The sequence below is a fragment of the Bradyrhizobium liaoningense genome, from assembly GCF_018130825.1.
Classification (GTDB): Bacteria; Pseudomonadota; Alphaproteobacteria; order Rhizobiales; family Xanthobacteraceae; genus Bradyrhizobium; species Bradyrhizobium liaoningense_B.
Genome location: NZ_JAFCJS010000017.1, coordinates 1 through 24,383, shown reverse-complemented (window position 1 = coordinate 24,383; position 24,383 = coordinate 1). Strand labels below are relative to the sequence as shown.

Here is a 24,383-nt window from a genome sequence, read left to right as displayed (position 1 = left end):
TCAAGCGAATGTGTGAGCGGCAACGACGGTCAGAAAACTGTGCCGTCGCTGATCACCTTGAGCGGCGGCGAACCATCGGGACGGCGCGCAAACGCAATGGCGCGGCCGGCGGCCCAGGTGCCGCCTTCCAGAATGCTGGCGAGCGGTAATGCCTCGCGCGTGCGGTCGAGCTTGGCGCGAACCAGCTCGGCGAGCCTGTCGAGCAGCGCCACCGTCAGCGCGCGCCACTCCACGACGAGGAGGGAATCCACTGCATGCGCGCGCTCGGCATCCGCGGCATCGCGCAAGCGCAGCACCTCGTGATCGACGAACAGGCCGCCATTGCGGTACTCGGCAAGGCCGGTCAGCCCGTCGATGTCGGTGACGGCAAATCCGGCGCGCTGCAGCGGCTCGATCAGCGAATAGCTCAGCCATTGCGACAGCTTGTGCAGGGGAACGAGGCCCGCCGTGCCGTCGTCCGCCTTGATCGCCGGATGCCGCCAGCAATCGCCGAGCGGGACGCCCGCGAGCTCGAGCCGCGACGGCCAGATCGGTCCGAGCTGGTTCAGCACCGCCGACAGGATGGCGGGCGCGGCGACGGCACCGCCGACGGCTTGCGCCGCGATGTGATCGAACAGCCCGCCCGGCCGCGGCGTGTCGTGCAGGCCGAACACGTCCGCACGCTCCGAGACCTGCTTGCCGAGGCGCCGCAGCAGGTCGGTGCGTCCCTCGAGTCCGAGCAGCGGATTGGCATCGCTCGCCTGAAAGGCGGAGGTGAGGGAAGCGAGGGCCAGCTTTGCCAGCACGTCCGCATCGGCCCTGAACGGTGCGTGTGCATCGCCGGAGAAGAGGCCGCTCGCGAACATGTCGAGGCTCGCAATCGCAAGCCCTTCGGAGCGGCCGATGGCTTCGCCGGTCACGGCATCGCGGTATCGCCACGCAGCGCCGGCGCCGGCATCGAGCAGCACGGAAACGATCGCAAGGTCGAACTCGGCCCGCGCCCGCGCGGCGCGATCCGGCCATGACGCGGCGTCGGCAGGCCGCGCCCAGCGGTCGACGCCGCCAAGCACAAAGTGCCGCCACCGAGCGTGGAAGGGGACATCCAGCGTCGGATAGGCTTTTCGCGTGACCGCGAGCACGGCATCGGCAACGCCGTCCATGCGGCCGAGATCAACAGTGAAATGTGTGAGCCCGCCGGCAAGGCCAAGCTCGAGCATCTGCCCGGCGCGCGCCCGCACCGCTTTTGCGGTGAGCATCGTGCGCGCCTGCAGTTCCAAACTCTCCGTCATCGCGATCAGTATTTTTCCAGCGAGCGGCCGACCACGCCGTTGACGTCCTTCTCCGGCGCGATGTCGGCCGAGTAATAGCCGGCGGCCTTCTTCGCGGCGATCTCGACATAGGCGTCGGCGGGGATCAGCTCCGGCGGGATCGGCACGCGCTCGACGATGTCGATGCCTTGCGAGGTCAGCGCGTCGTATTTCATGTCGCTCATCGACAGGAATCGGTCGATGCGCTTCAAGCCGAGCCAGTGGATGGTATCCGGCATGAGCTGCTGGAAGCGCGCATCCTGGACGCCGGCGACGCATTCGGTGCGCTCGAAATAGGCCGCGGCGGCGTCACCGTCCTCCTGACGCTTGCGCGCATTGTAGACGAGGAATTTGGTGACCTCGCCGAGCGCGCGGCCCTCTTTCCGATTATAGACCACGAGCCCGAGCCCGCCCTCCTGCGCACCGCGCGCGGATTCCTCGATGCCGTGGATGAGGTAGGGCCGGCAGGTGCAGATGTCGGAGCCGAACACGTCGGAGCCGTTGCACTCGTCATGCACGCGGCAGGTGATTTTTGTGCGATGGTCGGGCAGTTTTGTCACATCGCCGAACAGATAGACCGTGGTGCCGCCGATCGGCGGCAGGAACACCTTCATGTCCGGGCGCGTCACGAGCTCCGGGAACATGCCAGCGGTCTGCTCGAACAGCGTGCGCCGCAGCTCGGTCTCGCCGGTGCCGAAACGTTCGGCAAGGCCGGGCAGGTACCAGACCGGATCGATCGCGATCTTCACCACCGAGACGCTGCCATTGGCGTGCACGACCTCTCCGTCGGCGCGCAGGCGTTTTGCCGCCAGCGCCTCGCGGATCTCCGGCAGGTCCAGCCGCGCCCGCGTCACCGCGATGCTCGGGCGGATGTCGGCGCCTTCGGCGATCTCCTGGCGGAAGTTTTCGGCGACGAGATGCCCCCAGGGATCGAGCGCGACGATCTTTGCGGGATCGCGCCACTGCTCGAACGGGCCGATGGTCGCGGCAGGAAATGTGTTGGTGAGGTCGGGCCGCCGGATCGGATCGAGCGCGCCGGCGGACACGGCGAGCGCCCGGTACATCGCGTAGGAGCCGCCATGGCTGCCGATCACGTTGCGATCCCCGGCGCGCGACACTGTGCCGATGATCGGCCCGCGAGTGCGCGCGTCAGTGGCGCCCCAATGGATCGGAAAGGCGGCCTTCCTGCCCGGCTCCGGATGGGAGGTCAGGCGGATGTGGTCGGTACGGTTCGCGCGGCTCATGTCCAGGCTCCCAAAAAGCCAACGGCCCGCCGCTCGGACGGGCCTGGCTCGCTTGCGTTGCGGGTGCGGAGCACCGGCGGCGCAAGCTCAATCCAACATATTGTAGCGGTCAGTCGCGACAGACAAGTTAATCGTGCTGCGCGGGCAGGGCCGCTCGCGGCCAAATTCTCGTCATCGACGGGCAGGCCCGGCTCGCCCGAAGGCCACCTCGTCGCTCCCCGGCCGAATTCTGCCGTTCGACTTTCGGACAGGTCTAAGAATTTGAAATAGTTCTATTTTTTCTCCTTTCAAGGGATTGCCGCGTCGGTTGCCGAGGCTAGACAAAACGTATATAATCAGACAAATAGTATAGATCGCCTCTGCCCCGGAGCCCGCCATGCCCGCCGCCAGCTACATCGATCCCCGCAACGGAAAGCTCTATTCTCTTGATCAGCCGCGCTGGTGCTCGGACGAGCGCACGCCGCTGCTGGTGACGCCGGGCGCGGGGATATCGCGCGAGGATATCGACAGCCGGACGCGCTCGCTCTGGCGCTACAGGGCGGCGCTGCCGGTCGAGATCGCGAACCCGATCACGCTCGGCGAAGGCTGCACGCCGCTGGTCCAGCAGGACTGGGGCGAGCTGCGCCCGTTGTTCAAGCTCGAATGGTTCAACCCGACCGGCAGCTTCAAGGACCGCGGCTCGGCGGTGATGCTGTCCTTCCTGCGGCAGATCGGCGTCGACGCGATCCTGGAGGACTCCTCTGGCAATGGCGGCTCGTCGATGGCCGGGCTGGGTGCCGCCGGCGGCATGCGCGTGAAGATCCTGGCGCCGGCCTCGACGTCACCGGCCAAGATCGCGCAGGTGCGCGCTTACGGCGCGACGGTGCAGCTGGTCGAAGGTCCGCGCGAGGAATCGGAAGCGGAGGCCATCCGCCAGTCGAGCGAGACATTCTATGCCAGCCACAATTGGCAGCCCTTCTTCCTTGAAGGCACCAAATCGCTCGCCTATGAAATCTGGGAAGACCTCGGCTTTCGCGCGCCCGACAACGTCATCGTCCCCGTCGGTGCCGGCAGCAGTCTTCTTGGTTGCGCCTTCGGCTTCCGCGAGCTTCTGAAGGCCGGACAGATTTCGAAGCTGCCGCGTCTGTTCGCGGCACAGCCGCAAAACTGCTCGCCGATCGATGCGAGCTTCAAGGCCGGCGTCGATACGCCCGTCGCGCGCGAGGTCAGCAAGACCATCGCCGAAGGCACCGCGATCAAGAATCCCCTGCGCCTGCGCGAGATCATCGCTGCGTTGCGCGAGAGCGGCGGGGGCACCGTCGCGCTCACCGAGGATGAGATCGTCGCCGCCCTGCGGCGTCTGGCGCGGCGGGGCCTGTTCGCCGAGCCGACCAGCGCCAGCGCAGCCGCCGCATTGGAAAAACTCTCCGCTGCCGGATCGATCAAGGCGGGTGAGACCACGGTTGCAGTGCTCACCGGCACGGGCCTCAAAGCCGCGACCACCGTCGCCGATCTCGTGCAGTAGGGCCAGGTGATGAGCCGCAGCAAATCAGCCGTCCCGAACAAGGTCGCCGCAGAGCGCAAGCTGCTGTTCGATCAGCTGCAGCAGATTGCGCAGGGGTTGGGAGAGACCTTCGCGCCGTTCTGCGAAGTCGTGCTGCACGATCTCACCGACCCCAAACAGGCGATCGTCGCCATTCACAACAATCTGTCAGGCCGCAAGGTCGGCCAGCCCGCAACCGAGCTTGGCCTCGCGCGCATTGCCGACCCCGACTATGCGCAGGTGATCTCGAACTACGCCAACAGCTTTGCCGACGGAAGGCAGGCCAAGAGCACCTCGATCGGTATCAAGGGGGCGGACGGTTCCTACATCGCTGCGCTCTGCCTCAACGTCGACCTGACGCTGTTCCAGGGCTTGCAGAGCGCCATCGGCCAGTTTGTCAGCGTCGATGCGCAGAACGGCCCGCGTGAGTCGCTGAGCCCCGTCGGCGCGGACGCCATCCGCGCCCATATCGACCAGTTCGCCGCGCGCCGCGCCACCACGCCTCGCGCGCTCAACACCGAGGACCGCCGCGCGCTGCTGCGCGAATTGCGCGACGCCGGCTGCATGCAGGTACGTCGCTCCTCGGACATCATCGCGGCTCATCTCGGAGTGTCGCGTGCCACGGTATATGCCGATGCCCGTTAACGCAGGTTTGCTGGATCTGGAAACGCCCTGTCTGCTGCTCGACGAGCAGCGGCTCCGCGCCAATGTCGCGCGGATGAAGGCGCATCTCGCGCCTCTCGGCGTCGCCTTCCGCCCGCATCTGAAGACCGCGAAATCGCTCGACGTCGCGCGCATCGCCATGAGCTCGCCAGCCGGGCCGGGCACGGTCTCGACATTGCGCGAGGCCGAATATTTCGCGGCCGGCGGCGTGCGCGATATGATCTACGCTGTCGGTATCGCGCCTGCGAAGCTCGCGCGCGTCTCCGCCATTCGCGCCACCGGCGCCGATCTTGCCGTGATCCTCGACAGTTTGGAGCAGGCCGGCGCTGTCGCCGCGCATGCCGCGCGCACCGCGGATGCCATCCCCGCGCTGATCGAGGTCGACGCGGACGGCCATCGTTCCGGCGTCGCGCCGACCGACGTGGCAACGCTGGTCGCCATCGGCAAGCGTCTCGTCGCAGGCGGCGCGACCTTGCGCGGCGTGCTGCTGCACGCCGGCGACAGCTACGCACTGAACGATCCCGCAGCCATCGCGGATGCGGCGGAAGCGGAACGCATCGCCGCCGTGACTGCGGCGAACGCGTTGCGCCGCGCGGGTCTGCCCTGTCCCGTCGTCAGCGTCGGCGCGACACCGACCGCGCGCTATGTGCGCGACCTGACCGGCGTCACCGAAGTGCGCGCGGGTGTCTTCATGTTCGGTGACCTCTATCAGGCCGGCGTCAGCTCGGTGACGATGGACGATCTCGCGCTCTCTGTGCTTGCCACCGTCATCGGCCACCAGAAGGCAAGGGGCTGGATCGTCACGGATGCCGGCTGGATGGCACTGTCGCGCGACCGCAGTACGGCGAAACAGGCGCTCGATCAAGGCTATGGCGTCGTCTGCGATCTCGCTGGAAAGCCCTATCCGGACCTCATCGTGACCGATGCCAACCAGGAGCACGGCATCATCGGCCTGCGCAAAGGCTCCAATGCCCCGCTGCCCAACCTGCCCATCGGCTCCCGCGTCCGCATCCTCACCAACCACGCCTGCGCGACCGGCGCGCAATATGATCGCTATCACGTACTCGACGGCGCGGGTGATGTCAGCGCCGTGTGGCCGCGGATCAACGGGTGGTAGGACAGGCCTAGGACGAGGCGAAACGCGCTGCGAGACTGCGAAGCTATGCCCTCGCCATCGTGAGTCTGCGTTGAACCTTTACCGTCCGTCGCCAGCCTCATGAAGATCGACCTCGAGCAAAGGGAGAGTTCCATGACCGCGCAGGACCCGTTTGCAGGTTTCAAGGCCATCCAGAAGGAAGCCTGGTCGCTGTTCACGCCGATGGAGGTTTTCACGACTCCGACCGCGGCCAAGCTGGTCGGTTTTGCCGGCGTTGCCGCCGGCCAAAAGCTGCTCGACGTCGGATGCGGTACCGGCGTTGTCGCGATCACAGCCGCGCGCCGTGGTGCGAAGGTCAGGGGTCTCGACCTCTCGCCGGTTCTGATCGAGCGCGCCCGCGAGCACGCAGGGCTGGCGAATCTCGATGTCGACTTCGTCGACGGTGACGCCGAAAGCCTGCCCTATGGCGACAACGAGTTCGACGTTGTGCTCAGCCAGTTCGGCCACATGTTCGCGCCGCGTCCGGACGTCGCCATCGGCGAGATGCTGCGCGTGTTGAAGCCCGGCGGCACCATCGCCTTCTCCACCTGGCCGCCGCATCTCTACGTCGGCCGCATGTTCGCGCTGGTCGGCCGCCATCTGCCGCCGCCCGAGGGCGTCGCATCACCCGCGTTATGGGGCGATCCGAAAATCGTCGCCGAGCGTCTCGCGGGGAAGGCGAAGGAAATCTCGTTCGAGATGGACATGATGACGCCGTCCACACTCAGCCCGCAGCATTTCCGCCGCACCATGGAAGCGACGATCGGGCCTTTGATCAAGCTCGTCGCCCAGTACAAGGACGAGCCGGACAAGCTCAGCAGCTTCCGTGCCGAGTTCGAGGCGTTGATCTCGGAGTATTTCGACGCCGGCAACAACGTGATGCGCCAGCAGTATCTGATGACGAAAGCAAGGAAGGCGTGAGGGCGCGCTCGAAGGCGAATGTGCTGCGAGACGCCTTGCTGATCCTCCCCTCCAGGGGAAGGTCATCGCATGTGGCATTTTGCGCAGCCTGAGCGCGTCAGTGGCGCCTCACTCCCTCAGATCATTCACCCGCCTCACCCAGTTGCGCACGTCCGCAAGCACTTGCGGCAGCACGGCCTTGACCTCGGGCACCGTCATGCCGGGCTTGATGCGGGGGTCGTAGAGCAAATTGAGGATGTACTGGTCGTAGACGTCGAAATAGCCCATCGAGACGTTGTCGTTGAACATCGTCCACGGCACGCTCGTGGTGTCGTTGATCGGCCCGAGCGATTGCAGCAGCTCCTCATAGGCGCAGTCGAGGAAGGTGAAGTCGCCGTTGTCGACGGTGAGGATGACGTCGGAATGCTCGATCTCGAAATTATCGTTCTTGCGGAAGCCGGACAAGCATTGCGGATCGAGCGAGGTGCGGATCTCGCGCGCCTTCTCCGCGCCGTAGAAGCTGGTAAGGGTGCGAAACAGATCGCGGTCGCGCACCAGCTTGACCCGCACATTCGCCGCTTCGCTGCTGTCGATCATGGCGATGTCGAGATGCTGCACGCGCTTGCCGATGTCGGCGACGACCTTTGCCAGCTGCGCCTTGCGGTCGGCGCGATCGCTCTCGGCGAACACGCGCACCGGCCCGTCGAACTTGCGGATGCGGTCGACACGGCCGGCGAGGTGATATTCGGCGCCGAACGCGGTCTTGAGAAAACCCTCGACGATCTCGCCGTCGGAAAAGCTCTTCCTCTCGGCGCGCTGGCGCGAGGCGATCGCGGGCAGTTCGCCCGCGGCGGCCATGGTAGCGGTGTCAGGCACGCATGTGAGCGTTGCGAGCGCCAGCAGGGCGATGCGAAGGGCAGCCGAGGGCAGGTCCAATGCGCTCATCGTTGTGCGACGCTGCCGTATTCGCGCCGCGCGCACAAGACCGCAAATTCACGCGCCCTGCGGGTTCCTGCTGTGGCTGTTCGGTCAGTTGTTCAGCACCACCACGGTGGTGCCGACCGAGACGCGGCTGTAGAGGTCGGTGACGTCGTCATTGGTCATGCGGAAGCAGCCCGAGGAGACCGCCTGGCCGATCGTCTCCGGCTCGTTGGAGCCGTGGATACGGTAGAGCGTCGATCCCAGATACATGGCGCGGGCCCCGAGCGGATTCTCGATGCCGCCCTTCATGTGGCGCGGCAGGTCGGGCCGGCGGGCCAGCATCTGCGACGGCGGCGTCCAGGCCGGCCATTCCTTCTTAGCGGTGATCCTGTGCACCCCGCCCCAGCGGAAGCCGTCGCGGCCGACGCCGATACCGTAGCGCAGCGCCTGGCCGTTCTGCAGGACTAGGTAGAGCCGCCGCTCGGACGTGTTCACCACGATCGTGCCGGGGGCGTAATTGCCGTTATACATGACGGTGGTGCGGGGGATCGGGCTGGAGCCGCCGCGGAAGAAATTCGGGCCGCCGCCCATGATGTCGCGCGAGTCGAACTCCTCGGCGAGCGCGCCGCCGGCCGTGGCGGTCAAAAGTGCGATGGCGGCAATCGGCGCGGCAAAAAACCGGATCATTGTCTCCCCCGGAAAAGAATCGATTCAACACACGTCAGAGGCCATATTTGCGAGGGTTTCGCAAGCCACGGCCCCGTGAGGAACCCCATGCTTAATGAATGGCGTTACCAAATCGGCAACTGCACCAATTCGTCGGAAAGCGTTAGCCAAGCCGGCGCGTCGCCGCGCGGGGCAGGGCCGCAACGGCCGCTATTGCTTTGACGCGGCCTGCGAACAATGATTGATCGAATGGATCACTCGAAATCGCCGGTTGCGGGAGCAAAAAGAATGAACGGTGCGGAAAGCCTGGTGCGGACGATGGTCAAGGGTGGGGTCGACGTCTGCTTCACCAACCCCGGTACCTCCGAGATGCATTTTGTCGCGGCGCTCGATCGCGTTCCCGGCATGCGCTGCGTGCTCGGCCTGTTCGAGGGCGTGGTGACCGGAGCGGCCGACGGCTATTACCGCATGAAGGGCCTGCCTGCCTCGACCCTGCTGCATCTCGGTCCCGGCCTCGCCAACGGCCTTGCCAATCTGCACAACGCCAAGAAGGCCAATTCCGGCATCGTCAACATCGTCGGCCAGCACGCGGTCTACCACATCGACTACAACGCGCCGCTGACCTCCGATATCGAGGGCCTGGCCCGGCCGATGTCGTCCTGGGTCCGCACCTCGCCGAATTCCAAATCGGTCGCCGCCGATGGTGCCGCAGCCATTGCCGCCGCCAAGAGCGCGCCGGGGCAGATCGCGACCCTGATCCTGCCCGCCGACACCGCCTGGAACGAGGCCGACGGCATTGCCGAGGTGCCGGCCGAGCAGCAGCGCGCCAGCTATTCGCCGCAGGCGGTCGAGCGGGCCGCCAAGATCCTGCATGGCGACGGCGAAGGCACGCTGCTGTTGATGACCGGCAGCGCCCTCAGCGAGCAGGGCCTGGCGTTCGCCGAGCGCATCGCCAACAAGACCGGCTGCACCGTGATGGGGCCGACTTTCCGCCCGAAGATGGCGCGCGGCCGCGGCCGCTTCTCGATCGACCGCATCCACTACGTCATCGAGAACGCGCTGCCGATGCTGGCAAAATTCCGTCACATCGTGCTGGTCGAGTCCGACGACCCCGTGGCGTTCTTCGCCTATCCGAACAAGCCGAGCATGCTCAAGCCGGAGGGCTGCGAGGTGCATCGCATGACCTCCTGGGGCGAGAATTCGGTCGCCGCGCTCGAGGCGCTGGCGGGTGCCGTGAAGGCGAGCGCCAGGGACGTCAAGCCGCAGGCGCTTCAGGAACTGGTCAAGCCGACCGGCGCGCTGAATTTCGCCTCGATCGCGCAGGCGATTGCCTGTGCGATCCCCGAGAACGCGATCATGGTCGACGAGTCCCTGACCACCGGCCGCGGCTTCTTCCCGCCGACCGCGGCGGCGGCTCCGCACGACTGGCTGCAGAACATGGGCGGCTCGATCGGCTTCTCGACGCCGCTGTCGATTGGCGCGGCGATCGCCTGCCCGGACCGCAAGGTCATCACCATGGTCGGTGACGGCAGCGCGATGTACACGATCCAGTCGCTGTGGACCCAGGCGCGCGAGAATCTCAACATCGTCACCATCGTGTTCGCCAACCGCATCTACCAGATCCTGCGCGGCGAGTTCGACAATGTCGGCGCCGGCGAGCCCGGCCAGCGCGCCAACGACATGCTCCGCCTCGACCGGCCGACGCTCGATTTCGTTGCGCTGGCCAAGGGCATGGGCGTGCCGGGCCGCGCCGTCACCAATGCCGACGAGTTCAACAAGGCGCTGGCCGAAGCCGTCGCTGAGCCCGGCCCACGGCTGATCGAAGTCCAGATGTAAGGCGAAGCATCCAGAGCGCCGAGGGCCCGGAGGCACGATGCAGACCGAGCTGAACAAGGTGATCGCGGCGCTCCGGGACTTCTACGCCCACGAAGGATTTTTGTTCGAGAAGGACATCGGCGAGCGGGCGGTGACCCACCGCTTCGCCGTCTATCTGGAGCGCCAGTTTTCAGGTTGGGCCGTCGACTGCAACTATGACCGGCTCGGCGAGCGCACGCTGCATCTGCCGCACGGCACCATCATCTCGACGGATGATCATCTGGGCAAGTCGATCTACCCCGACGTCGCCGTGCATCAGCGCGAGATTCCGAACAACCTGCTCACGGTCGAGATTCGCAAGGCGAGCAATCACACGCCGCTGGAGCACGACCAGCACAAGCTGCGGGCGCTCACCGATGTGCATGTCTGGTTTCCCTACTGGATCGGCGTGCTGCTGGTGCTGGACAAGCAGCATGTGACGCTGTCGGAGGTCTATGTGAGCGGCGTCGTCGACGACCCGTTGTCGCGCTGGTTCGCGACGCGGCTCGCGGAGAGCGGTCTCGGCGCCGCGCATTAGGGCGGGTGCTCATAAACGCCAGATGTCGAGGACGAAGCGGAAGTCGCCCCGCTTGCGCAGCATCGACTGCTTATGGGCCCAAACCAGCCGTTGGTCAGAGCCAAATCAGAGTCGAATGGACATCGCACCGCCAGCGACAAAGTGGCGCATCTGAGTAGGCGGGTTGTGCGCGCCGGTTAATGCACGCTTAGCCCCATTCGAGTTACGGTAGTCGGTCCATCCGTTGCAGCTCGCCAGAATGAGGCCGTATGAGTCTGTGGTATTTCTTGAGCGACTGGTTCGCGGGTGTCCCAACCCATGGAGCGCTGTTCAAACGATGCATGATCAACGTTGCATGGGCGATCGCCCTCATCTTCGTCATGATGTTTCTTGGGCTTCCCGCTGAATACGCCGCCGTGGTTGTCTGCGGTCTTCTTGTTGTGAACGGCGTCATGTCCTTTGTTTTTCTACGCCAGCGCGAGCGAATGCGTGATTGAGAGTATTGCAGCTTACTGCCCATCCCTCAAAAGCCAGGTTGGCAAAGACCTGTAAGAGCCACAGATGAAGATCAAGCTTGCCATCGCAGCGCTCCTGGTCCTCGGTGTCGCTGTTCTCGGTTAAGCTTACGTCCATGGAAGCGTGACAGGTCAAGGCGCTCGCGCTCCGTTGATCTATCTCAACGTAAGTCGCCGGAGCCCGACGCCTGCTGAGGCTGGCGCACGAGTGGGCCTCGCCGAAAGGCCGCTCGCGTTGACCCGCTGGGCCGTCGGCGCGGGCGATCGTCTTCACGTGAAAATTGTGGCGGCGCGCGCGAATGGCGCGCACGCCACAATCACGTCAGTAATAGCGCTGCTGCGAGAATGCGTAGCGCGGATTGATGCCGCAATAGGCCGCCGTGCCGGAGGCGGAGGCCATGCACTGCTGATAGGTCGCGAACTGGCAGTTGCCGGGATAGCCCCAGATGCGGCCCTGCAGGCAATATCGATCGGCTGTAGGATACGCCTGGGCTGCCGGCGATGCTACGGCGATCAGCGCTGCGAACGATGCGAGGGTGAGGATGGTCCGGCGCATTTCAATCTCCTTCGAGAACGGGGGATGAGGAACACCAGCTCAACTTGCGTGTTCCGGGACTTGTCCGACAGTTTGTCGTGCTCGTCTTGGTGTCCGCAGTGGGCGACGCGTTCAACATGCGTCCATGATGAAGCAAGCCGCGGCGAGCAATGTGATCTCGGCCACAGTTCGCCACCTGGTTCCGACCTATCGTGAGCGGACGTGTCATGAACGGACTCGCCTTGACGAACTTGCCTTGACGGACTTGCCGTCGGCCGACTTGCTCGCGACACGCCCGAGAGCCTACGCTTTTCCTCATTCGGGTCAGGTCAATTTTTGGAGGTTCTGATGCAAAGGTCATATTTGCTGGCTGCGACAGCAGCGCTGGCGCTTCTTGCGCAATCATCGCTCGCGCTGGCGCAGAGCGCACCTGCCGCTGGCGGGACCGCGGCGCCTGCGGCGACAACCACTGCGCCGGCTGCGACGACGGCGCCGGGCGCTGCCACCGATAGCAGCCAGCCTTCCGACTCCAAGAAGAGCGCATCGAAGAAGCCGGCGAAGAAGAAGATGACCCGGCAGCAGGAGATCGATCATTCGATCGACAGCGGCACCGTGCCCGCACGCTACCGCAGCTCCGTCCCGAAGCAGTACCAGCAATATATTCCGTTCGAGAAGCAGTGACGGGCCCGCGGCGGCGGCACGAGGCGTTGCGCCGCCCACGCCGGCCATACATCCATTGTGGCGGTCTGCCGGAGCGGTGCTAAAGTAAGGCAAGGCCAAAGCGGTTGCCGGGGGACGTAATGAGCGACGACGTGAAGGATGCTGGCCTCGTGGCCATGATCAGCAGCATCCTCGGAGGCAACAAGCGCGCAGACATCGTTGCTCCGCCGCCGCTCGCCGAGGTTCCGCCGACGGCCCCGACGCATGGATTCGAGCCGGTCGCGGCCGTCCCCGACGCCGCACCGGCCAAGCCCGATCCCGCTTCCGATGCTGCACCTGCTGCGGCCAAGCCGGCCGAACCGCCCGTGAAGATCGCCACGACGCCGGACGGCAGGAAATTGCTGCCGGCAGAAACGATCGCCGATCTCGTGCTCGGCGAGCTCCGCAAGATGGAGGATTTTCCCGCGAACGGCGCTTCCGTCACGGTCTATGGTTACCGGCACTGGAACGCGATGATCACCTTTGCGCCGTTCTCGACCTCGTTCCAGAACGCGACGCGGTTCCGCCAAGCCATGCCGGACCTCGTCCTCAAGCTCCGTCGTTTCGTCGCACTTGAGATATAATCCAGCTAGTGGCGGCGCACGGTGCCGCGACCAGACAGTTCGACAGGATCTTCAGAATTGAGCGTCGCCTTTACCAAGGAAGAGAGCGCCGAGACCGCGTCGGAGACGCTGTTGCCGGATCGCCCGATCTCGCCCCATCCGAACCTCGTGACGGAAGCCGGCCGGCAGGCCTTGCAGACGCAGCTTCAACAGGCGCGCGAGGCCTATGAGGCCGCGCAAGCCATCGACGACGTCAACGAGAAGCGCCGCCAGTCGGCCGTGCCCTTGCGCGACACCCGCTATCTGACCGAACGGCTGCGTACGGCGCAGGTGATGCCCGAGCCGACGTCGACCGAAATCGTCGCCTTCGGCAGCACGGTGACCTTCAGCCGCCCCGACGGCCGCGTGCAGACCTACCGCATCGTCGGCGAGGACGAAGCCGATCCGAAAGCCGGCTCGATCTCGTTCGTCTCGCCGGTGGCGAGGTCGGTGATGGGGAAGGCGGTGGGGGACGTCGTGGGAGCGGGCGCGCAGGAGATCGAGATTGTATCGATTGCGTAAGATGGCTCCCGCTGTGTCCGCGAAACGAAGCCCGATGGTCGGATGAGACGGTTTCTGTCGGGAGCCTTGCCGTTCTACGCGCTGGCGGGCCTCGCCATGTGCATGTACCTCGTCCTGTACAAGACCGACCTCTTCGATTTGAACGCGGTCGTCCAGAGTGCGTCGGGCTCGTCCTGGTTTCCGGTCTTCATGTTCGTCTGCGTGCTGCTGGAGTCGGTCTTCCCTTACTTCGGCTATTTTCCCGGGACCGCTCTCATCCTGATGTCGGTGGCGCTCAGTCCGAAATCCGCGGATGTCCCCGTTTTCATCATGGCATGGCTGGCCATCATCGTGGGCGCCGTCTTGAGTTACGGTCAGGCTCGTTTCTTCAGACCGCTCTTGCAGCGGGTCGCCTCGAAGGCGGCACTGAGCCGGTGCGAGTCCCTGCTCGACACCTACGGTCCTTACGCGCGCATTGCGTTGTTCGTTCACCCCAACGCTTGCGCGATGTACTTTACGGCACTCGGACTTCTCGGCGGCAACCTGACGCGAGAGCTCGCCCATCTGTGCGTGGGCGCAGCGGCCTCCGTGGGCATTCTGTTCGTCATCGTGACCAGGATAGTGTCGTCCGTCGGCCCCACCGATGACGGGCAATTGCAGGTGCTGCTGGCGGCGGCCCTGGTCGCCATCGGGACCCTCGTCGGTCTCTACACGGCCTGGCGGCCGCAGCGGGCGGCTTGAGGCGCTCTCGACCCGCGTTGAAACGCGCAGTCGGCGGAAAATCAACTCACGATAGGTCTGGTCGGACGGACCCGGGAGTGGAATAATTCGAGGCGCATTGTTGATCATATTTTGACGTCGGCCCCGAACCGGCTGGCGACCCGGATATTTCATGATGGCCGCGCTTCCTCAGGACGTGGTGGCGGATTTGCAGCGGGAGAACGCGCGGCTCCTGGCCGAATTGCGCGCCGCACAAGACCGCGAGAGCGCGACTGCGGACATTCTCAAGATCATCGCCAGTTCGCCATCGGAGGTGACGCCGGTCTTCGATGCCATTGCGAGGCAGGCCAATGCCTTGCTCGGCGGCTTTTCGACGACAGTATTCCGTTTCATCGACGGCACGGCCCATTTGGCGGCATTCACGCCGACGAATTCTGCCGCCGACGAGACCTTGAAGAACATGTTTCCAAGGCCGATTGCCCAGTTTGAGAGCTTTGCAGAAGTGCAGGCGGGTAAGGTGGTACCGACTCCCGACACGGAAGCGCTGACGAATGAAATCAAATTTGTCGCTCGCGCGCGCGGCTTTCGCAGCATGTTGTTCGTTCCGCTCGCGACTGGCGGCGTGGTGATCGGCATGATCAGCGTAACGCGAGCCGAGCCCGGTACCTTCGCTCCGCATCATGTGCAACTTCTGCAGACCTTCGCCGACCAGGCCGTCATCGCCATTGAGAACACGCGGCTGTTCAACGAGGTGCAGGCGCGTACTGACGACTTGCGGGAATCGCTGCAGCAGCAGACCGCGACCGCCGATGTATTGAAGGTCATCAGCCGCTCCGCGTTCGATCTGCAACCGGTTCTCGACACGCTGACGGAATCGGCGGCGGGCTTGTGTGGTGCCGACATGGCGGCCATCGTCCGGCAGGACGCCGACGGCGCCTATTGTCATGCAACGCGATACAATTTCTCGCCCGAGTGGGCCAAGGTCTCGGCGGGCATTCGGCTCAATGCCGGGCGCGGCAGCGTCGTTGGGCGCGTCCTGCTATGCGGCAAGGCCGTCCAGATTCAGGATGTCCTGCTCGATCCCGAATACGCCTATCCCGAGCAGCAGAGGGCCGGCGGCTATCGCACCCTCCTGGGCGTGCCCTTGCTTCGGTCCGGGGAAACGATCGGCGTGCTGTTCCTGGGCCGCAAGACCGTGAACTCGTTCACGGACAAGCAGATCGACCTGCTCTCAACCTTCGCCGATCAGGCCGTGATCGCGATCGAGAATGTTCGGCTGTTCGATGAGGTCCAGGCGAAGACGCGCGATCTAGCCGAATCGCTTCAGCAGCAAACAGCGACGGCCGATGTGCTGAAGGTGATCAGCCGCTCGACCTTCGACCTGCAAACCGTGCTCGACACGCTGGTCGATTCGGCGGCGCGGCTGTGCGAAGCGGAGATGGCGTTCATCATGCGCCGCGAGGGCGATGAATATCAGGCCGGAGCAGCGGTCGGGTTTTCCGAGGAATACATCGAGTTTCTGCGGGTTCACCCGATCACCCCCGGACGGAGCACGGTCACGGGCCGTGCCGTGCAGGAGCGCCGACCGGTGCAGATCCTCGACGTTGCTGCCGATCCCGAATACGGCCTGCGCGAGTCCACGACCATGGCCGGTCAGCGCACGGCGCTCGGTGTTCCGCTCCTGCGCGAGAACGAGCCGATCGGCGCGATCGTGATCGCTCGCAGGCGTGTGCAGCCCTTCACGGAAAAGCAGATCGAGCTCGTCACCACATTTGCCGACCAGGCCGTGATCGCCATCGAGAATGTACGGCTCCTGGAGCAATTGCAGACCAGGACGCGAGATCTGTCCGAGGCGCTGATGTACCAGACCGGCAGCGCCGATATCCTGCGCGTCATCGCGTCCTCGCCGACCGAGGTCGGTCCCGTGCTCAAGGCCATCGTGGAAAGCGCATGCGGACTTTGCGAGGCCTACGATGCGCTGGTGGTCCTGAGAGATGGCGACGATCTCGTCATCCAGGCGCACCATGGACAAGTCCCCGTGGTGTGGAGCCGACGATCGGTCAGTGTGGAATCGCCCACCGGCCGGGCCATTATCGATCGCCGCACAGTTCATGTGCACGACCTGCTCGGGCCCGAAGGGGAGGAATTCCCGACGGGACGGGAGTATGCGCTTCGCTCCAATGTTCGGACCGTTCTGAGCGTGCCGCTTTTACGAGAAGGCGAGAGCATGGGTGCGATCGTGCTCCGCCGTACGGAGGTGCGCCCGTTCGGCGAGAAGCAGATCAACCTGCTTCAGACCTTTGCAGATCAGGCCGTCATCGCCATCGGCAACGTGCGTCTGTTCGAGCAACTGAACGAATCGCTGGAGCGGCAGACGGCAACGTCGGAGGTGCTGGAGATCATCAGCGCATCGGGCGCCTTGACCCCGGTCTTCAACAAGATGCTTGAGAATGCGACCCGCATTTGCGGTGCCGGCTTCGGCACCATGAATCTCTACGAGGACGGCGGCTTCCGCACGGTCGCACTGCATAACGCGCCGCAGGCCTATATCGATACCCGGCTATCCCAGAAAATCCGCCCGCACCCGTCGAGCGGGCTCGGCACCGTCGAGAAAACTCATCAGACGGTTCATATCGACGATATCAGGACTCAGCCGCCCTACGTCGAAGGCAACCCGAACGTTCGCGCGCTTGCCGACCTTGCCGGCGCAAGGAGCCTCGTCATCGTGCCAATGCTCAGGGACGATGAGCTGATCGGCACCATCACGATCTTTCGGCAGGAAGTTAAGCCCTTCACAGACAAGCAGATCGAACTCGTATCCAATTTCGCGCACCAGGGCGTGATCGCAATCGAGAATGCACGCCTGCTCAATGAACTGCGCGAGCGCACCATGGAATTGTCGCAGTCGCTCGAGGAGCTTCGAAATGCGCAGGATCGTCTGGTCCAGACCGAGAAGCTTGCCTCGCTCGGGCAACTGACTGCCGGCATTGCACATGAAATCAAGAACCCGCTCAACTTCGTCAATAATTTCGCTGCGCTGTCCTCCGAGCTGATCGACGAGCTTCGCGACGGGCTGGGCTCGGCTGCGCTCGGCGAGGCGGCAAGGCAGGACATCGACGCGCTGATCCACATGCTGCAAGGCAACCTGGAAAAGATCGTGCAGCACGGAACGCGCGCCGATTCCATCGTCAAGAATATGCTTCTGCACTCGCGCGAAGGTTCTGGCGAGCGCCGTTCGGCCGATATCAATGCCATCGTCGAGGAAAGTCTCAACCTTGCCTATCACGGGGCGCGCGCTGAAAAAGCAGGCTTCAATGTCACGCTTGAAAGGAATCTTGATCCGTCTGCAGGGGCGCTCGAAGTGCATCCGCAGGAGATCACGCGGGTGTTCCTCAATCTAATTTCAAATGGATTCTACGCGGCGAGCAAACAAAGGGATGCCGTCGGCGACGGCTTCGAGCCAAGACTGCGCGCGACAACCACAAGTCTCGGCGGCGCAGTCGAAATCCGGATTCGCGACAATGGCGCCGGCATCCCGGCCGATGTGAGAGAAAAGATATTCAATCCGTTCTTCACGACCAAGCCGGCGGGCGAAGGCACCGGCCTCGGTCTTTCGATCTGTCACGACATCATCGTGAAGCAGCACGGCGGCAGCATCGAGGTCGATACCGAGCCTGGCGATTATACCGAGTTCATCATTACGCTGCCGCGTACGCTGGCGGCACCATTGCGGACCGGAGGAAGAAGTTGAGCGTCTACATCTTGGTCGTCGACGACGAGCCGGACGTCGAGGCGCTGTTCCGCCAGCAGTTTCGGCGCGATTTGCGCGCCGGCCGCTTCCTCATGGAGTTCGCCTCGTCCGCGCCCGCGGCCTTGGAGCGCGCAGTCGCGATGGAGGATGCCACCCTGATTCTGATCCTGTCCGACATCAACATGCCCGGAATGAGCGGGCTGGAGATGCTGCCCATCGTGCGCTCGGTCCGTCCCGATGTGCCGGTCATCATGATCACGGCCTATGGCGATGCCGAGACCAGGCGCAAGGCGCTGGCGAACGGCGCGACCGACCTGATGACCAAACCAATCGACTTCGCGGCGCTGCGCCAGGAGATAGATACGAGGCTTGAGCAGGCCGCGTGACCGTGGGCCATTCTCGTGGTCGATGACAAGCCGGAACGGCTCGCAAGGTGAAATTATCGCAGGGCATCTGACCTCAATGTTCACCGAAAACGCCGGGAGGTTGAAAATGAAGACGCTCTTGGTCCCGCTGCAGAATATTCCGATGATGACATCCACGCTCGACGTCGTCGCAGGCCTCGCGCGTTGTACTGGCGCCTATATCGAAGGCTTTCCGCTTCGGTTCGGAATCCCGTCCTATGTGGCCACCGAATTGGCCACCGGCATTCTCCTGGATTCCTATGAGGCGAAGAGCGAGGCCGAATTGAACAACATGCGTAACTTCTTCGAAGCATTCATGCTGAAGCACGACATTCCTCGGGCCACTGCACCTTCGAGTCGGCCGTGCTTCGGCTGGCTGGAGAACGCTCCCGAGGGCGAAGAGTTTGTCGGAAATTATGGGCGCGCTTTCGATCTGGTCGTGATGGCACGGTCCGATGTCGATGCTGCGGGACCTCACCGTCGTGCGATTGAATCCGCGCTGTTTGAGAGCGGCAGGCCCGTCCTGCTGGCGCCGTTGACTGCACAGAGGAGCGTCGCGACAAACATCATGATCCACTGGAACGGTAGTACCGAGCAAGCGCGGGCAAACGCATTTGCCATGCCGTTGCTTCGCTTGGCGAAAAGGGTATCGGTTCTCACCGTCATTGGCGGCCAGGAGGTACCAGGACCATCTGCCGATCGGATCGTCCAGCAACTGCGGTACAACGACATTGCGGCCGAGGCGATAAGGGTTGAGCTGGGCAATCGCGACACCGGAGAGGCGGTCCTCGATGCCGCCAGAGCTCAAGGCTGCGATCTCCTGGTCAAGGGCGCTTTCACCCGCACGCGGCTGCGGCAAATGATATTCGGCGGGGCGACCAGCCACATCATGGAACACGCGGACTTGCCTGTCCTGATGGCTCACTAGAGCCGTAAGCAGGCGCTCCGATCACGCCATCATGCCCCTGTTTTGCCCGACGGAGCAAGGCTCGATTCGGAAAATGCGTAACCTATTGATCCGACTGACGTCGGCTACTGTGCATGGGGTTGTTTTCGACATTTTTGATTTGGACGGTCCCGACAGCCGTCAGGCCTGGGTGTTCGTCCGCAACCGGCAGGGGTTCAGGAGGATGGATGGTGGGCGCACAAGGGATCGAACCTTGGACCTCTCCCGTGTGAAGGGAACGCTCTCCCGCTGAGCTATGCGCCCGGGACCATCATGCAGGCGGCCGGACTTTCGGCCGGCCGACGCATTGGAGCCCGCGATTTAGAAGTGCGGGCTTAAGGTGTCAAGTTTCCAGGCGCCCTGGGTCCGGAAAACCTTGCTCGACCACGCAATTTGCCGAGGAAACCGCCTTTTCGGCCCGCTTACGCGCCCTGCTGGCGGGCGCGGGAGGCATGGGCCTGGAGCGCGCGGATGCGCTCGGCCAGCGTTCCGCCGCCCTCGGGCAGGGTGGCTGCGGCCGCGCCGTTGGTCGCGGCGTCGTTGGCCGGACGGGGCGCCGGCTTCGGCGGCTGGCCGGCCTCGGCCGCCAGCAGCGCCTCGATCGGCGAGTTCGGGCCCTCGAGCTGGATCGCGAGTTTTGCGACTTCCGCGGCGATGTCGTTGATGCGCTCGCGCAGCAGCGCGTTCTCCATCCGCTCGGTCGCCCAGGAGCTTTCCGCCTGCTGCTGGATCGCGTTGATGTCGCGCTGGAGTTTTGCGCGCTCGTCGCGCGCGGAGCGGAGCTGCTCCTCCAGCGTGGTCTTTTCCGCGCGGAGCGATTCGAACGCGGCCGACGACTTGCCGCCGCTCAACGCGGCGATCTCGACGCGCAGCTCCTTGACGGTACGCTCCGAGGTCTCATTGGCCTGGCGGAGCTGGTTGTTCTCGTAGTCGCGCTCGGCGAGCAGCTTGCCCTGCGTCGCAAGGCGGCCCTCGAGGTCGGCGACGCGGCCCGAGAGCATCTCGGCCTCCTTGACCTGCACGATCAGCTGGCGATCGAGGTCGGTGACGCGCTGGCTCAGATTCTCGACCCGGCCGCGGGCATCGCCGAGCTCGCGCGAGGCGGTCTCGGATTCGGTGCGCTCGTGCGCGAGACGCGCCTGGGTGGCGGCGAATTCCTTCTCGGCATCGCCGACGCGGTTCTTCAGCTCCTCGATCTGCGTGCGCACCGCGACCAGCTCGACCTGGCGGCTCTCCGCCATCATCGAGCGGTCGGACAATTCGGAGTTGATCTTGGCGAGCTCGTGCTGCTTGTCGGCCAGCGCGATCTCGGCGGCGCGCAAGCCTTCCGTCTTGGCGGCGAATTCCTCCTCGGTGGCGCGGAGCTGCTCCTTCACCGCCTTCTCGCGCGCCTCGAGTGCGAAGATCGTGGCGTTCTTCTCGCCCAGCTCGATCTTCATGCGGTTGATGGCGTCGCTCTTCTTGCCGAGCTCGGCGAGCTGGCTCGTGGTCTTGTTCTTGAGCTGCTCGACGCTCATCTCGAGCCGTCGCGCCGACATGGCGAATTCGGCGCGGAGCTGGTCCTTGTCGGCCTGGATCTCCGCCATCGACAGCGGGGTGGCGGCCTCGAGCCGGCGCGTGGTCAGGCGCACCGCGCGGTTATGCACCAGCGGCACGATGGCCAGGCCGCACAACATCGCCAGCAGGAAACCGATCGCCAGGTACATGATCGGTTCGACCATGGGCCAGAACTCCCAGAGCTAAGGAAAAATTTACCAACGACAATGCATGCGGGGCCGGCAAAAAGCCAGCCCCGGCCTGTCGTTAACCTTGATCCGTCACAGAATCAGAAGGAGCCCTAGAACGGGTTCCAGGTCGCGCGCGGCGTGTATTTGAGATAGCCGATATTGGCGCCCAGCCGCAGGCCGAGTCCGGAGCGGATCGGCACCAGCACGATGTTGTTGGCCGTGAGCGCCGTCATGCCGAAGCCGCCGATGATGTAGGCCGAGCCGTCGAGGCCGGCGAAGCGCTGGTAGATCGCGTTGGTGGCGGGCAGGTTGTAGACCAGCGTCATGGTCCGCGCGCCGTCGCCGCCCCAGTCGAAGCCGAGCGAGGGGCCCTGCCAGTAGACGCGCAAGTCGCCGGCGTTCTTGGTGTAGAGCGTGCCTTCGCCGTAGCGCAGGCCGGCGACGAAGGCGCCCGAGCCTTCCTCACCCAGGATGTAGCCGTTCGGCAGGCCCCATTGGCTGACCGCCTTCTCGATGATCGAGGCGAGCCCGCGCGAGACGTTGCCGAAGAAGCGGTGGCCGGCGGTCACCAGCTCGTCCGGCCCATAGGTGTTGGGCGTCGGGGTGCGCTGCGGCGGCGGCAGATTGGGCGGCGGCGCCTGCTGGGCCGAGGCCGGCACGATCCAGCCGACCATCGCGGCAAGCGCGAACGCAGCAAGGCGTGATGCGAAAGTCATAAAAGAACCCCTGGTATCGAATCCGTTCGCTTCCTTAACCTGACGCCAACAGGCACGGCCCTAGGTTGCGCCGGATGTCCCCTCGACTCGGATGTTATCCGCAGCAACTATGACGGCACAACGGCAGGAAGATAGCCCTTTGCGCCCCGGAATTGCCTTGATCGGGCGGGTCGTCTGCCTGCTGGCGGGCGTCTGGCTCGGCTGCCTGGAGCTGCCGGTCGAGGCCGCCACCACCGAGCGGATCGTCGTCAACCGCTTCTCGGGCGTCGCCATCGAGGGTTTCGACCCCGTCGGCTATTTCGTCGACGGCGCCGCCGAGCAGGGCACGGCCGAGTTCGAGGCCAACCTCTGGGGTGCGGTCTGGCGCTTCCGGAACGAGGGCAACCGGGCCTCCTTCCTGGCCCATCCCGAGGTCTATGGCCCGCAGTATGGCGGCTATGATCCCGCCGACATCGCCCGCGGCGTCACTGTCGCCGGCAACCCCCGCTTCTTCGCCATCGTGGCGCAGCGGCTGTACCTGTTCAGCCGGGAAGCCAATCGCGACGCCTTCGCCGCCGATCCGGAGCGCTTCCTCTATGAGGTCGGCAAGAGGTGGCCGGCGCTGCAGGAGCAGCTCAGTCAGTAGCAACCTACCGCCTGCGGGTCGCCCCAGGCGATGAATTCCGGGATGATGAAGCCGGTGTCGCGCCGCTGGCCGAAGCTGAGCTCGCCGCCCTTGCCATCGGTCACCCGGCCGCCGGCGGCGGTCACGACCGCGCAGCCGGCCCCGACGTCCCATTCCGAGGTCGGCCCGAACCGGGGATAGATGTCGGCGCTGCCCTCTGCGATCCGGCCGAATTTCACAGCCGAGCCGCAGGTCTTTCTCACTGCGTTGGGCCTGTTGTCGATGAACGCTTCGCTCTTGGGATCGCCATGCGACCGGCTCACCGCTGCGACCCAGGGCTCGCCCGGTGCCGGCAGCTTGCGGGTCTGGATCGGCTCGGCGGTACCGATGGCCGCGCCGTCAAACCGCACGCGCTCGGCGCCGCGGCCGACGATGCCGCGCCAGAGCAGCCCGAGCGCAGGGGCGCTGACGATGCCGAGCAGGGGAACGCCCCGGGTCACGAGCGCGAGATTGACGGTGAACTCGTCCCGCCCGGCGACGAACTCCTTGGTGCCGTCGAGCGGATCGATCAGGAAGAAGCTGCCCTGGAACGGCGGCGCGGCGAGCTGGGTCCGCTCTTCCGACAGCGTCGGGACGTCGTCCGCAAGCTGGGCCAGGCCATCGGCGATGATACGGTCGGCGGCAAGGTCCGCCTCGGTCACCGGCGAGCCGTCCTGCTTGCCGTCGACCCGCATCGCCGCGCGGTTGACGCCGAGGATTGCTTCGCCCGCCTTCACCACCAGCGCGGTGAGCGGCTCCAGCAATCCGGATGCGGCCTCGGCCTCGATGATCCTCACCTCGATGCCTCATTCATCGGCAAGTTTCGCCCCTCTCGGTTGATTCGCACGCAGCTCTTATGGCCGCTTCGAGCCTATCGCAAGCTAGCTGCCACCGGCTGGCGAATGTTAGAACCCCGAGCATCCGTCAAGCATGCGTGATTCGCGGCGTCCGGCGCCGTGCAATTCCAGGAACCCTCCAGGACCCCATTATATGTCTGACGCCTCGTCGCCCGCGACCGCTACCGCTCCCGATATGCTCGAACTCGCCGCGCTGCTGTGCTCGCGGGTCTGCCACGATCTCATCAGCCCCGTCGGCGCCATCGTCAACGGGCTCGAAGTGCTCGACGACGATCCCAAGCCGGAGGACCGCGAGTTCGCGCTCGACCTGATTCGCAAGAGCGCCAAGACCGCTTCCGCCCGCCTCCAGTTCTGCCGTCTCGCCTTCGGTGCTGCCGGCTCCTCCGGCGCCCAGATCGACCTCGGCGACGCCCAGACCATGGCACGCGGCCACATCGAGGACGGCAAGTGCTCGATCACCTGGAATCTGCCGCGGCTGCTGCTGCCGAAGAATCGCGTCAAGCTGCTGCTCAACATGCTGGTCGTTTCCCAGCACACGATCCCGCGCGGCGGCATGCTGACGGTCGATCCGATCGGCGAGGGCGAGACGATGAGCTTCCGCATCACCGCGACCGGGCACAATGCGCGCCTGCCGCAGAATATCTCCGAGCTCCTGAGCGGCGAGCGCGGACCTGCCGCGGATGCGCACGCGATCCAGCCTTATTATACGCGCCTGCTTGCGCAGGCCTGCGGGCTCACCGTGACGCTCAAGCCCGAGGGCGAAGCGATCATCGTTACCGCTGCGTAAACGCGCAATCGCGCGCTCAGAGGTTAAGCCAATCTTTACGAGGCGCTTCGGCTTGTCCGGAGCGCCTTATCTCTTTGTTGGTTCCGTTCTTTTCCACATACTCAACCATTATTAAACGCTTTGCGGTGAAGCTGGCCCCATTCCGAAATGGCGCATCACGCCTCGTGCGCGCGCTCCTGTATGAAGGCCTGTTTTCATGGATGATCTGTTGCGGGAGTTTTTGACGGAGACCAGCGAGAGCCTGGACACCGTCGACAATCAGCTGGTGAAGT

Annotated in this window: 25 protein-coding genes and 1 tRNA gene; 16 read left to right on the top strand and 10 right to left on the bottom strand. The window is 64.7% G+C overall.

Annotated features, from left to right (window positions below):
* Positions 1-29 precede the first annotated feature (29 nt).
* Together JQ603_RS37550 and JQ603_RS37545 are read right to left on the bottom strand one after the other, a co-directional pair.
* Positions 30-1,268: a URC4/urg3 family protein gene (locus JQ603_RS37550; RefSeq protein ID WP_212348574.1), complete on the bottom strand. Its 1,239-nt coding sequence runs from the start codon at positions 1,266-1,268 to the stop codon at positions 30-32.
* A gap of 5 nt (positions 1,269-1,273) precedes the next feature.
* Positions 1,274-2,530: a GTP cyclohydrolase II gene (locus JQ603_RS37545; protein WP_212348571.1), complete on the bottom strand. Its 1,257-nt coding sequence runs from the start codon at positions 2,528-2,530 to the stop codon at positions 1,274-1,276.
* 376 nt (positions 2,531-2,906) lie between these two features.
* Here JQ603_RS37545 and JQ603_RS37540 point away from each other — a divergent pair, with 376 nt between their 5' ends.
* The 4 genes from JQ603_RS37540 (at position 2,907) to JQ603_RS37525 (ending at position 6,771) form a co-directional block, all read left to right on the top strand.
* The gene (locus JQ603_RS37540) at positions 2,907-4,034 is read left to right on the top strand and encodes a threonine synthase (protein ID WP_212348568.1); all 1,128 of its coding nucleotides are present in this window, start codon (positions 2,907-2,909) and stop codon (positions 4,032-4,034) included.
* A 9-nt stretch (positions 4,035-4,043) separates the two neighbouring features.
* Positions 4,044-4,697, top strand: coding sequence for a helix-turn-helix transcriptional regulator (locus JQ603_RS37535; protein ID WP_212348566.1), 654 nt, complete (start codon positions 4,044-4,046; stop codon positions 4,695-4,697).
* On the top strand, positions 4,681-5,832 hold the full coding sequence (locus JQ603_RS37530; protein ID WP_212348607.1) for an alanine racemase: 1,152 nt from the start codon (positions 4,681-4,683) through the stop codon (positions 5,830-5,832). The genes JQ603_RS37535 and JQ603_RS37530 overlap by 17 nt, the downstream gene beginning before the upstream one ends.
* Before the next feature lie 132 nt (positions 5,833-5,964).
* Positions 5,965-6,771, top strand: coding sequence for a class I SAM-dependent methyltransferase (locus JQ603_RS37525; RefSeq protein ID WP_212348563.1), 807 nt, complete (start codon positions 5,965-5,967; stop codon positions 6,769-6,771).
* A gap of 108 nt (positions 6,772-6,879) precedes the next feature.
* Here the strand turns inward: JQ603_RS37525 and JQ603_RS37520 are convergent, their stop codons facing one another.
* Both JQ603_RS37520 and JQ603_RS37515 read right to left on the bottom strand, forming a co-directional pair.
* Positions 6,880-7,695, bottom strand: a complete 816-nt coding sequence (locus JQ603_RS37520) for a DUF2927 domain-containing protein (RefSeq protein ID WP_212348561.1) — start codon at positions 7,693-7,695, stop codon at positions 6,880-6,882.
* Between the two features lie 84 nt (positions 7,696-7,779).
* On the bottom strand, positions 7,780-8,358 hold the full coding sequence (locus JQ603_RS37515; RefSeq protein WP_212348558.1) for a L,D-transpeptidase: 579 nt from the start codon (positions 8,356-8,358) through the stop codon (positions 7,780-7,782).
* A 267-nt stretch (positions 8,359-8,625) separates the two neighbouring features.
* Here JQ603_RS37515 and JQ603_RS37510 point away from each other — a divergent pair, with 267 nt between their 5' ends.
* From JQ603_RS37510 to JQ603_RS37500, 3 genes are all read left to right on the top strand, one after another.
* Positions 8,626-10,173, top strand: a complete 1,548-nt coding sequence (locus tag JQ603_RS37510) for an acetolactate synthase large subunit (RefSeq protein WP_212348555.1) — start codon at positions 8,626-8,628, stop codon at positions 10,171-10,173.
* Between the two features lie 37 nt (positions 10,174-10,210).
* Positions 10,211-10,729, top strand: a complete 519-nt coding sequence (locus JQ603_RS37505; RefSeq protein ID WP_212348552.1) for a hypothetical protein — start codon at positions 10,211-10,213, stop codon at positions 10,727-10,729.
* A gap of 248 nt (positions 10,730-10,977) precedes the next feature.
* Positions 10,978-11,205, top strand: coding sequence for a hypothetical protein (locus JQ603_RS37500; protein WP_212348549.1), 228 nt, complete (start codon positions 10,978-10,980; stop codon positions 11,203-11,205).
* Between the two features lie 340 nt (positions 11,206-11,545).
* Here JQ603_RS37500 and JQ603_RS37495 read toward each other — a convergent pair whose 3' ends face one another.
* Positions 11,546-11,779: a DUF3551 domain-containing protein gene (locus tag JQ603_RS37495; RefSeq protein ID WP_212348546.1), complete on the bottom strand. Its 234-nt coding sequence runs from the start codon at positions 11,777-11,779 to the stop codon at positions 11,546-11,548.
* 327 nt (positions 11,780-12,106) lie between these two features.
* Here JQ603_RS37495 and JQ603_RS37490 point away from each other — a divergent pair, with 327 nt between their 5' ends.
* From JQ603_RS37490 to JQ603_RS37460, 7 genes are all read left to right on the top strand, one after another.
* Positions 12,107-12,439 (top strand): hypothetical protein, encoded by a 333-nt coding sequence (locus JQ603_RS37490; RefSeq protein WP_212348543.1) that lies wholly within the window; start codon positions 12,107-12,109, stop codon positions 12,437-12,439.
* Positions 12,440-12,558: 119 nt separating this feature from the next.
* On the top strand, positions 12,559-13,041 hold the full coding sequence (locus tag JQ603_RS37485) for a hypothetical protein (protein WP_212348540.1): 483 nt from the start codon (positions 12,559-12,561) through the stop codon (positions 13,039-13,041).
* Positions 13,042-13,098: 57 nt separating this feature from the next.
* A complete protein-coding gene (gene greA / locus JQ603_RS37480) occupies positions 13,099-13,581 on the top strand; it encodes a transcription elongation factor GreA (protein WP_212348537.1) in 483 nt (160 codons plus the stop codon).
* Positions 13,582-13,623: 42 nt separating this feature from the next.
* Positions 13,624-14,301 carry a hypothetical protein gene (locus JQ603_RS37475; RefSeq protein WP_212348535.1) on the top strand — a complete coding sequence of 226 codons (678 nt, stop codon included), beginning with the start codon at positions 13,624-13,626 and terminating at the stop codon, positions 14,299-14,301.
* Between the two features lie 154 nt (positions 14,302-14,455).
* Entirely contained in the window at positions 14,456-18,031 is a 3,576-nt protein-coding gene (locus JQ603_RS37470; protein WP_433996676.1) for a GAF domain-containing protein, read from the top strand.
* Positions 18,028-18,417, top strand: a complete 390-nt coding sequence (locus JQ603_RS37465; RefSeq protein ID WP_212348532.1) for a response regulator — start codon at positions 18,028-18,030, stop codon at positions 18,415-18,417. Before JQ603_RS37470 ends, JQ603_RS37465 begins: the two co-directional genes overlap by 4 nt.
* 106 nt (positions 18,418-18,523) lie before the next feature.
* Positions 18,524-19,363 carry a universal stress protein gene (locus tag JQ603_RS37460; RefSeq protein ID WP_212348529.1) on the top strand — a complete coding sequence of 280 codons (840 nt, stop codon included), beginning with the start codon at positions 18,524-18,526 and terminating at the stop codon, positions 19,361-19,363.
* A 207-nt stretch (positions 19,364-19,570) separates the two neighbouring features.
* Here the strand turns inward: JQ603_RS37460 and JQ603_RS37455 are convergent.
* The 3 genes from JQ603_RS37455 to JQ603_RS37445 all read right to left on the bottom strand — a co-directional run bounded on the left by JQ603_RS37455 (position 19,571) and on the right by JQ603_RS37445 (position 21,824).
* Positions 19,571-19,645: transfer RNA gene (locus JQ603_RS37455), tRNA-Val, on the bottom strand.
* 158 nt (positions 19,646-19,803) lie between these two features.
* Complete coding sequence (locus JQ603_RS37450) at positions 19,804-21,102, bottom strand: hypothetical protein (RefSeq protein WP_212348526.1); 1,299 nt, start codon at positions 21,100-21,102, stop codon at positions 19,804-19,806.
* A gap of 116 nt (positions 21,103-21,218) precedes the next feature.
* Positions 21,219-21,824, bottom strand: coding sequence for a DUF1134 domain-containing protein (locus JQ603_RS37445; protein ID WP_212348523.1), 606 nt, complete (start codon positions 21,822-21,824; stop codon positions 21,219-21,221).
* A gap of 139 nt (positions 21,825-21,963) precedes the next feature.
* On the opposite strand from JQ603_RS37445, the gene JQ603_RS37440 reads away from it, so the two are divergent.
* Positions 21,964-22,449: a YHS domain-containing (seleno)protein gene (locus JQ603_RS37440; RefSeq protein ID WP_212348520.1), complete on the top strand. Its 486-nt coding sequence runs from the start codon at positions 21,964-21,966 to the stop codon at positions 22,447-22,449.
* On the opposite strand, the gene JQ603_RS37435 is transcribed toward JQ603_RS37440, so the two are convergent.
* Positions 22,443-23,264: a 3'(2'),5'-bisphosphate nucleotidase CysQ family protein gene (locus JQ603_RS37435; protein WP_433996674.1), complete on the bottom strand. Its 822-nt coding sequence runs from the start codon at positions 23,262-23,264 to the stop codon at positions 22,443-22,445. The two genes, JQ603_RS37440 and JQ603_RS37435, sit on opposite strands and share 7 nt — an antisense overlap.
* 193 nt (positions 23,265-23,457) lie before the next feature.
* Between JQ603_RS37435 and chpT the strand changes: the two genes are divergently transcribed.
* Positions 23,458-24,111 (top strand): histidine phosphotransferase ChpT, encoded by a 654-nt coding sequence (gene chpT / locus JQ603_RS37430; RefSeq protein ID WP_212348517.1) that lies wholly within the window; start codon positions 23,458-23,460, stop codon positions 24,109-24,111.
* Between the two features lie 16 nt (positions 24,112-24,127).
* Here the strand turns inward: chpT and JQ603_RS37425 are convergent.
* Positions 24,128-24,383 (bottom strand): hypothetical protein (locus JQ603_RS37425; RefSeq protein ID WP_212348514.1); only part of this gene is annotated, 256 nt, incomplete at its 5' end.

Excerpts from the sequence above, each read along its gene's own strand:
- JQ603_RS37545 (WP_212348571.1), bottom strand. The coding sequence starts at position 2,530 with ATGAGCCGCGCGAACCGTACCGACCACATCCGCCTGACCTCCCATCCG.
- JQ603_RS37550 (WP_212348574.1), bottom strand. The coding sequence starts at position 1,268 with ATGACGGAGAGTTTGGAACTGCAGGCGCGCACGATGCTCACCGCAAAA.
- JQ603_RS37500 (WP_212348549.1), top strand. The coding sequence starts at position 10,978 with ATGAGTCTGTGGTATTTCTTGAGCGACTGGTTCGCGGGTGTCCCAACC.
- JQ603_RS37490 (WP_212348543.1), top strand. The coding sequence starts at position 12,107 with ATGCAAAGGTCATATTTGCTGGCTGCGACAGCAGCGCTGGCGCTTCTT.
- JQ603_RS37485 (WP_212348540.1), top strand. The coding sequence starts at position 12,559 with ATGAGCGACGACGTGAAGGATGCTGGCCTCGTGGCCATGATCAGCAGC.
- chpT (WP_212348517.1), top strand. The coding sequence starts at position 23,458 with ATGTCTGACGCCTCGTCGCCCGCGACCGCTACCGCTCCCGATATGCTC.
- JQ603_RS37495 (WP_212348546.1), bottom strand. The coding sequence starts at position 11,779 with ATGCGCCGGACCATCCTCACCCTCGCATCGTTCGCAGCGCTGATCGCC.
- JQ603_RS37520 (WP_212348561.1), bottom strand. The coding sequence starts at position 7,695 with ATGAGCGCATTGGACCTGCCCTCGGCTGCCCTTCGCATCGCCCTGCTG.
- JQ603_RS37535 (WP_212348566.1), top strand. The coding sequence starts at position 4,044 with ATGAGCCGCAGCAAATCAGCCGTCCCGAACAAGGTCGCCGCAGAGCGC.
- JQ603_RS37445 (WP_212348523.1), bottom strand. The coding sequence starts at position 21,824 with ATGACTTTCGCATCACGCCTTGCTGCGTTCGCGCTTGCCGCGATGGTC.
- JQ603_RS37530 (WP_212348607.1), top strand. The coding sequence starts at position 4,681 with ATGCCGATGCCCGTTAACGCAGGTTTGCTGGATCTGGAAACGCCCTGT.
- JQ603_RS37475 (WP_212348535.1), top strand. The coding sequence starts at position 13,624 with ATGAGACGGTTTCTGTCGGGAGCCTTGCCGTTCTACGCGCTGGCGGGC.
- JQ603_RS37460 (WP_212348529.1), top strand. The coding sequence starts at position 18,524 with ATGAAGACGCTCTTGGTCCCGCTGCAGAATATTCCGATGATGACATCC.
- JQ603_RS37515 (WP_212348558.1), bottom strand. The coding sequence starts at position 8,358 with ATGATCCGGTTTTTTGCCGCGCCGATTGCCGCCATCGCACTTTTGACC.
- JQ603_RS37540 (WP_212348568.1), top strand. The coding sequence starts at position 2,907 with ATGCCCGCCGCCAGCTACATCGATCCCCGCAACGGAAAGCTCTATTCT.
- JQ603_RS37450 (WP_212348526.1), bottom strand. The coding sequence starts at position 21,102 with ATGGTCGAACCGATCATGTACCTGGCGATCGGTTTCCTGCTGGCGATG.
- JQ603_RS37510 (WP_212348555.1), top strand. The coding sequence starts at position 8,626 with ATGAACGGTGCGGAAAGCCTGGTGCGGACGATGGTCAAGGGTGGGGTC.
- JQ603_RS37470 (WP_433996676.1), top strand. The coding sequence starts at position 14,456 with ATGGCCGCGCTTCCTCAGGACGTGGTGGCGGATTTGCAGCGGGAGAAC.
- JQ603_RS37505 (WP_212348552.1), top strand. The coding sequence starts at position 10,211 with ATGCAGACCGAGCTGAACAAGGTGATCGCGGCGCTCCGGGACTTCTAC.
- JQ603_RS37525 (WP_212348563.1), top strand. The coding sequence starts at position 5,965 with ATGACCGCGCAGGACCCGTTTGCAGGTTTCAAGGCCATCCAGAAGGAA.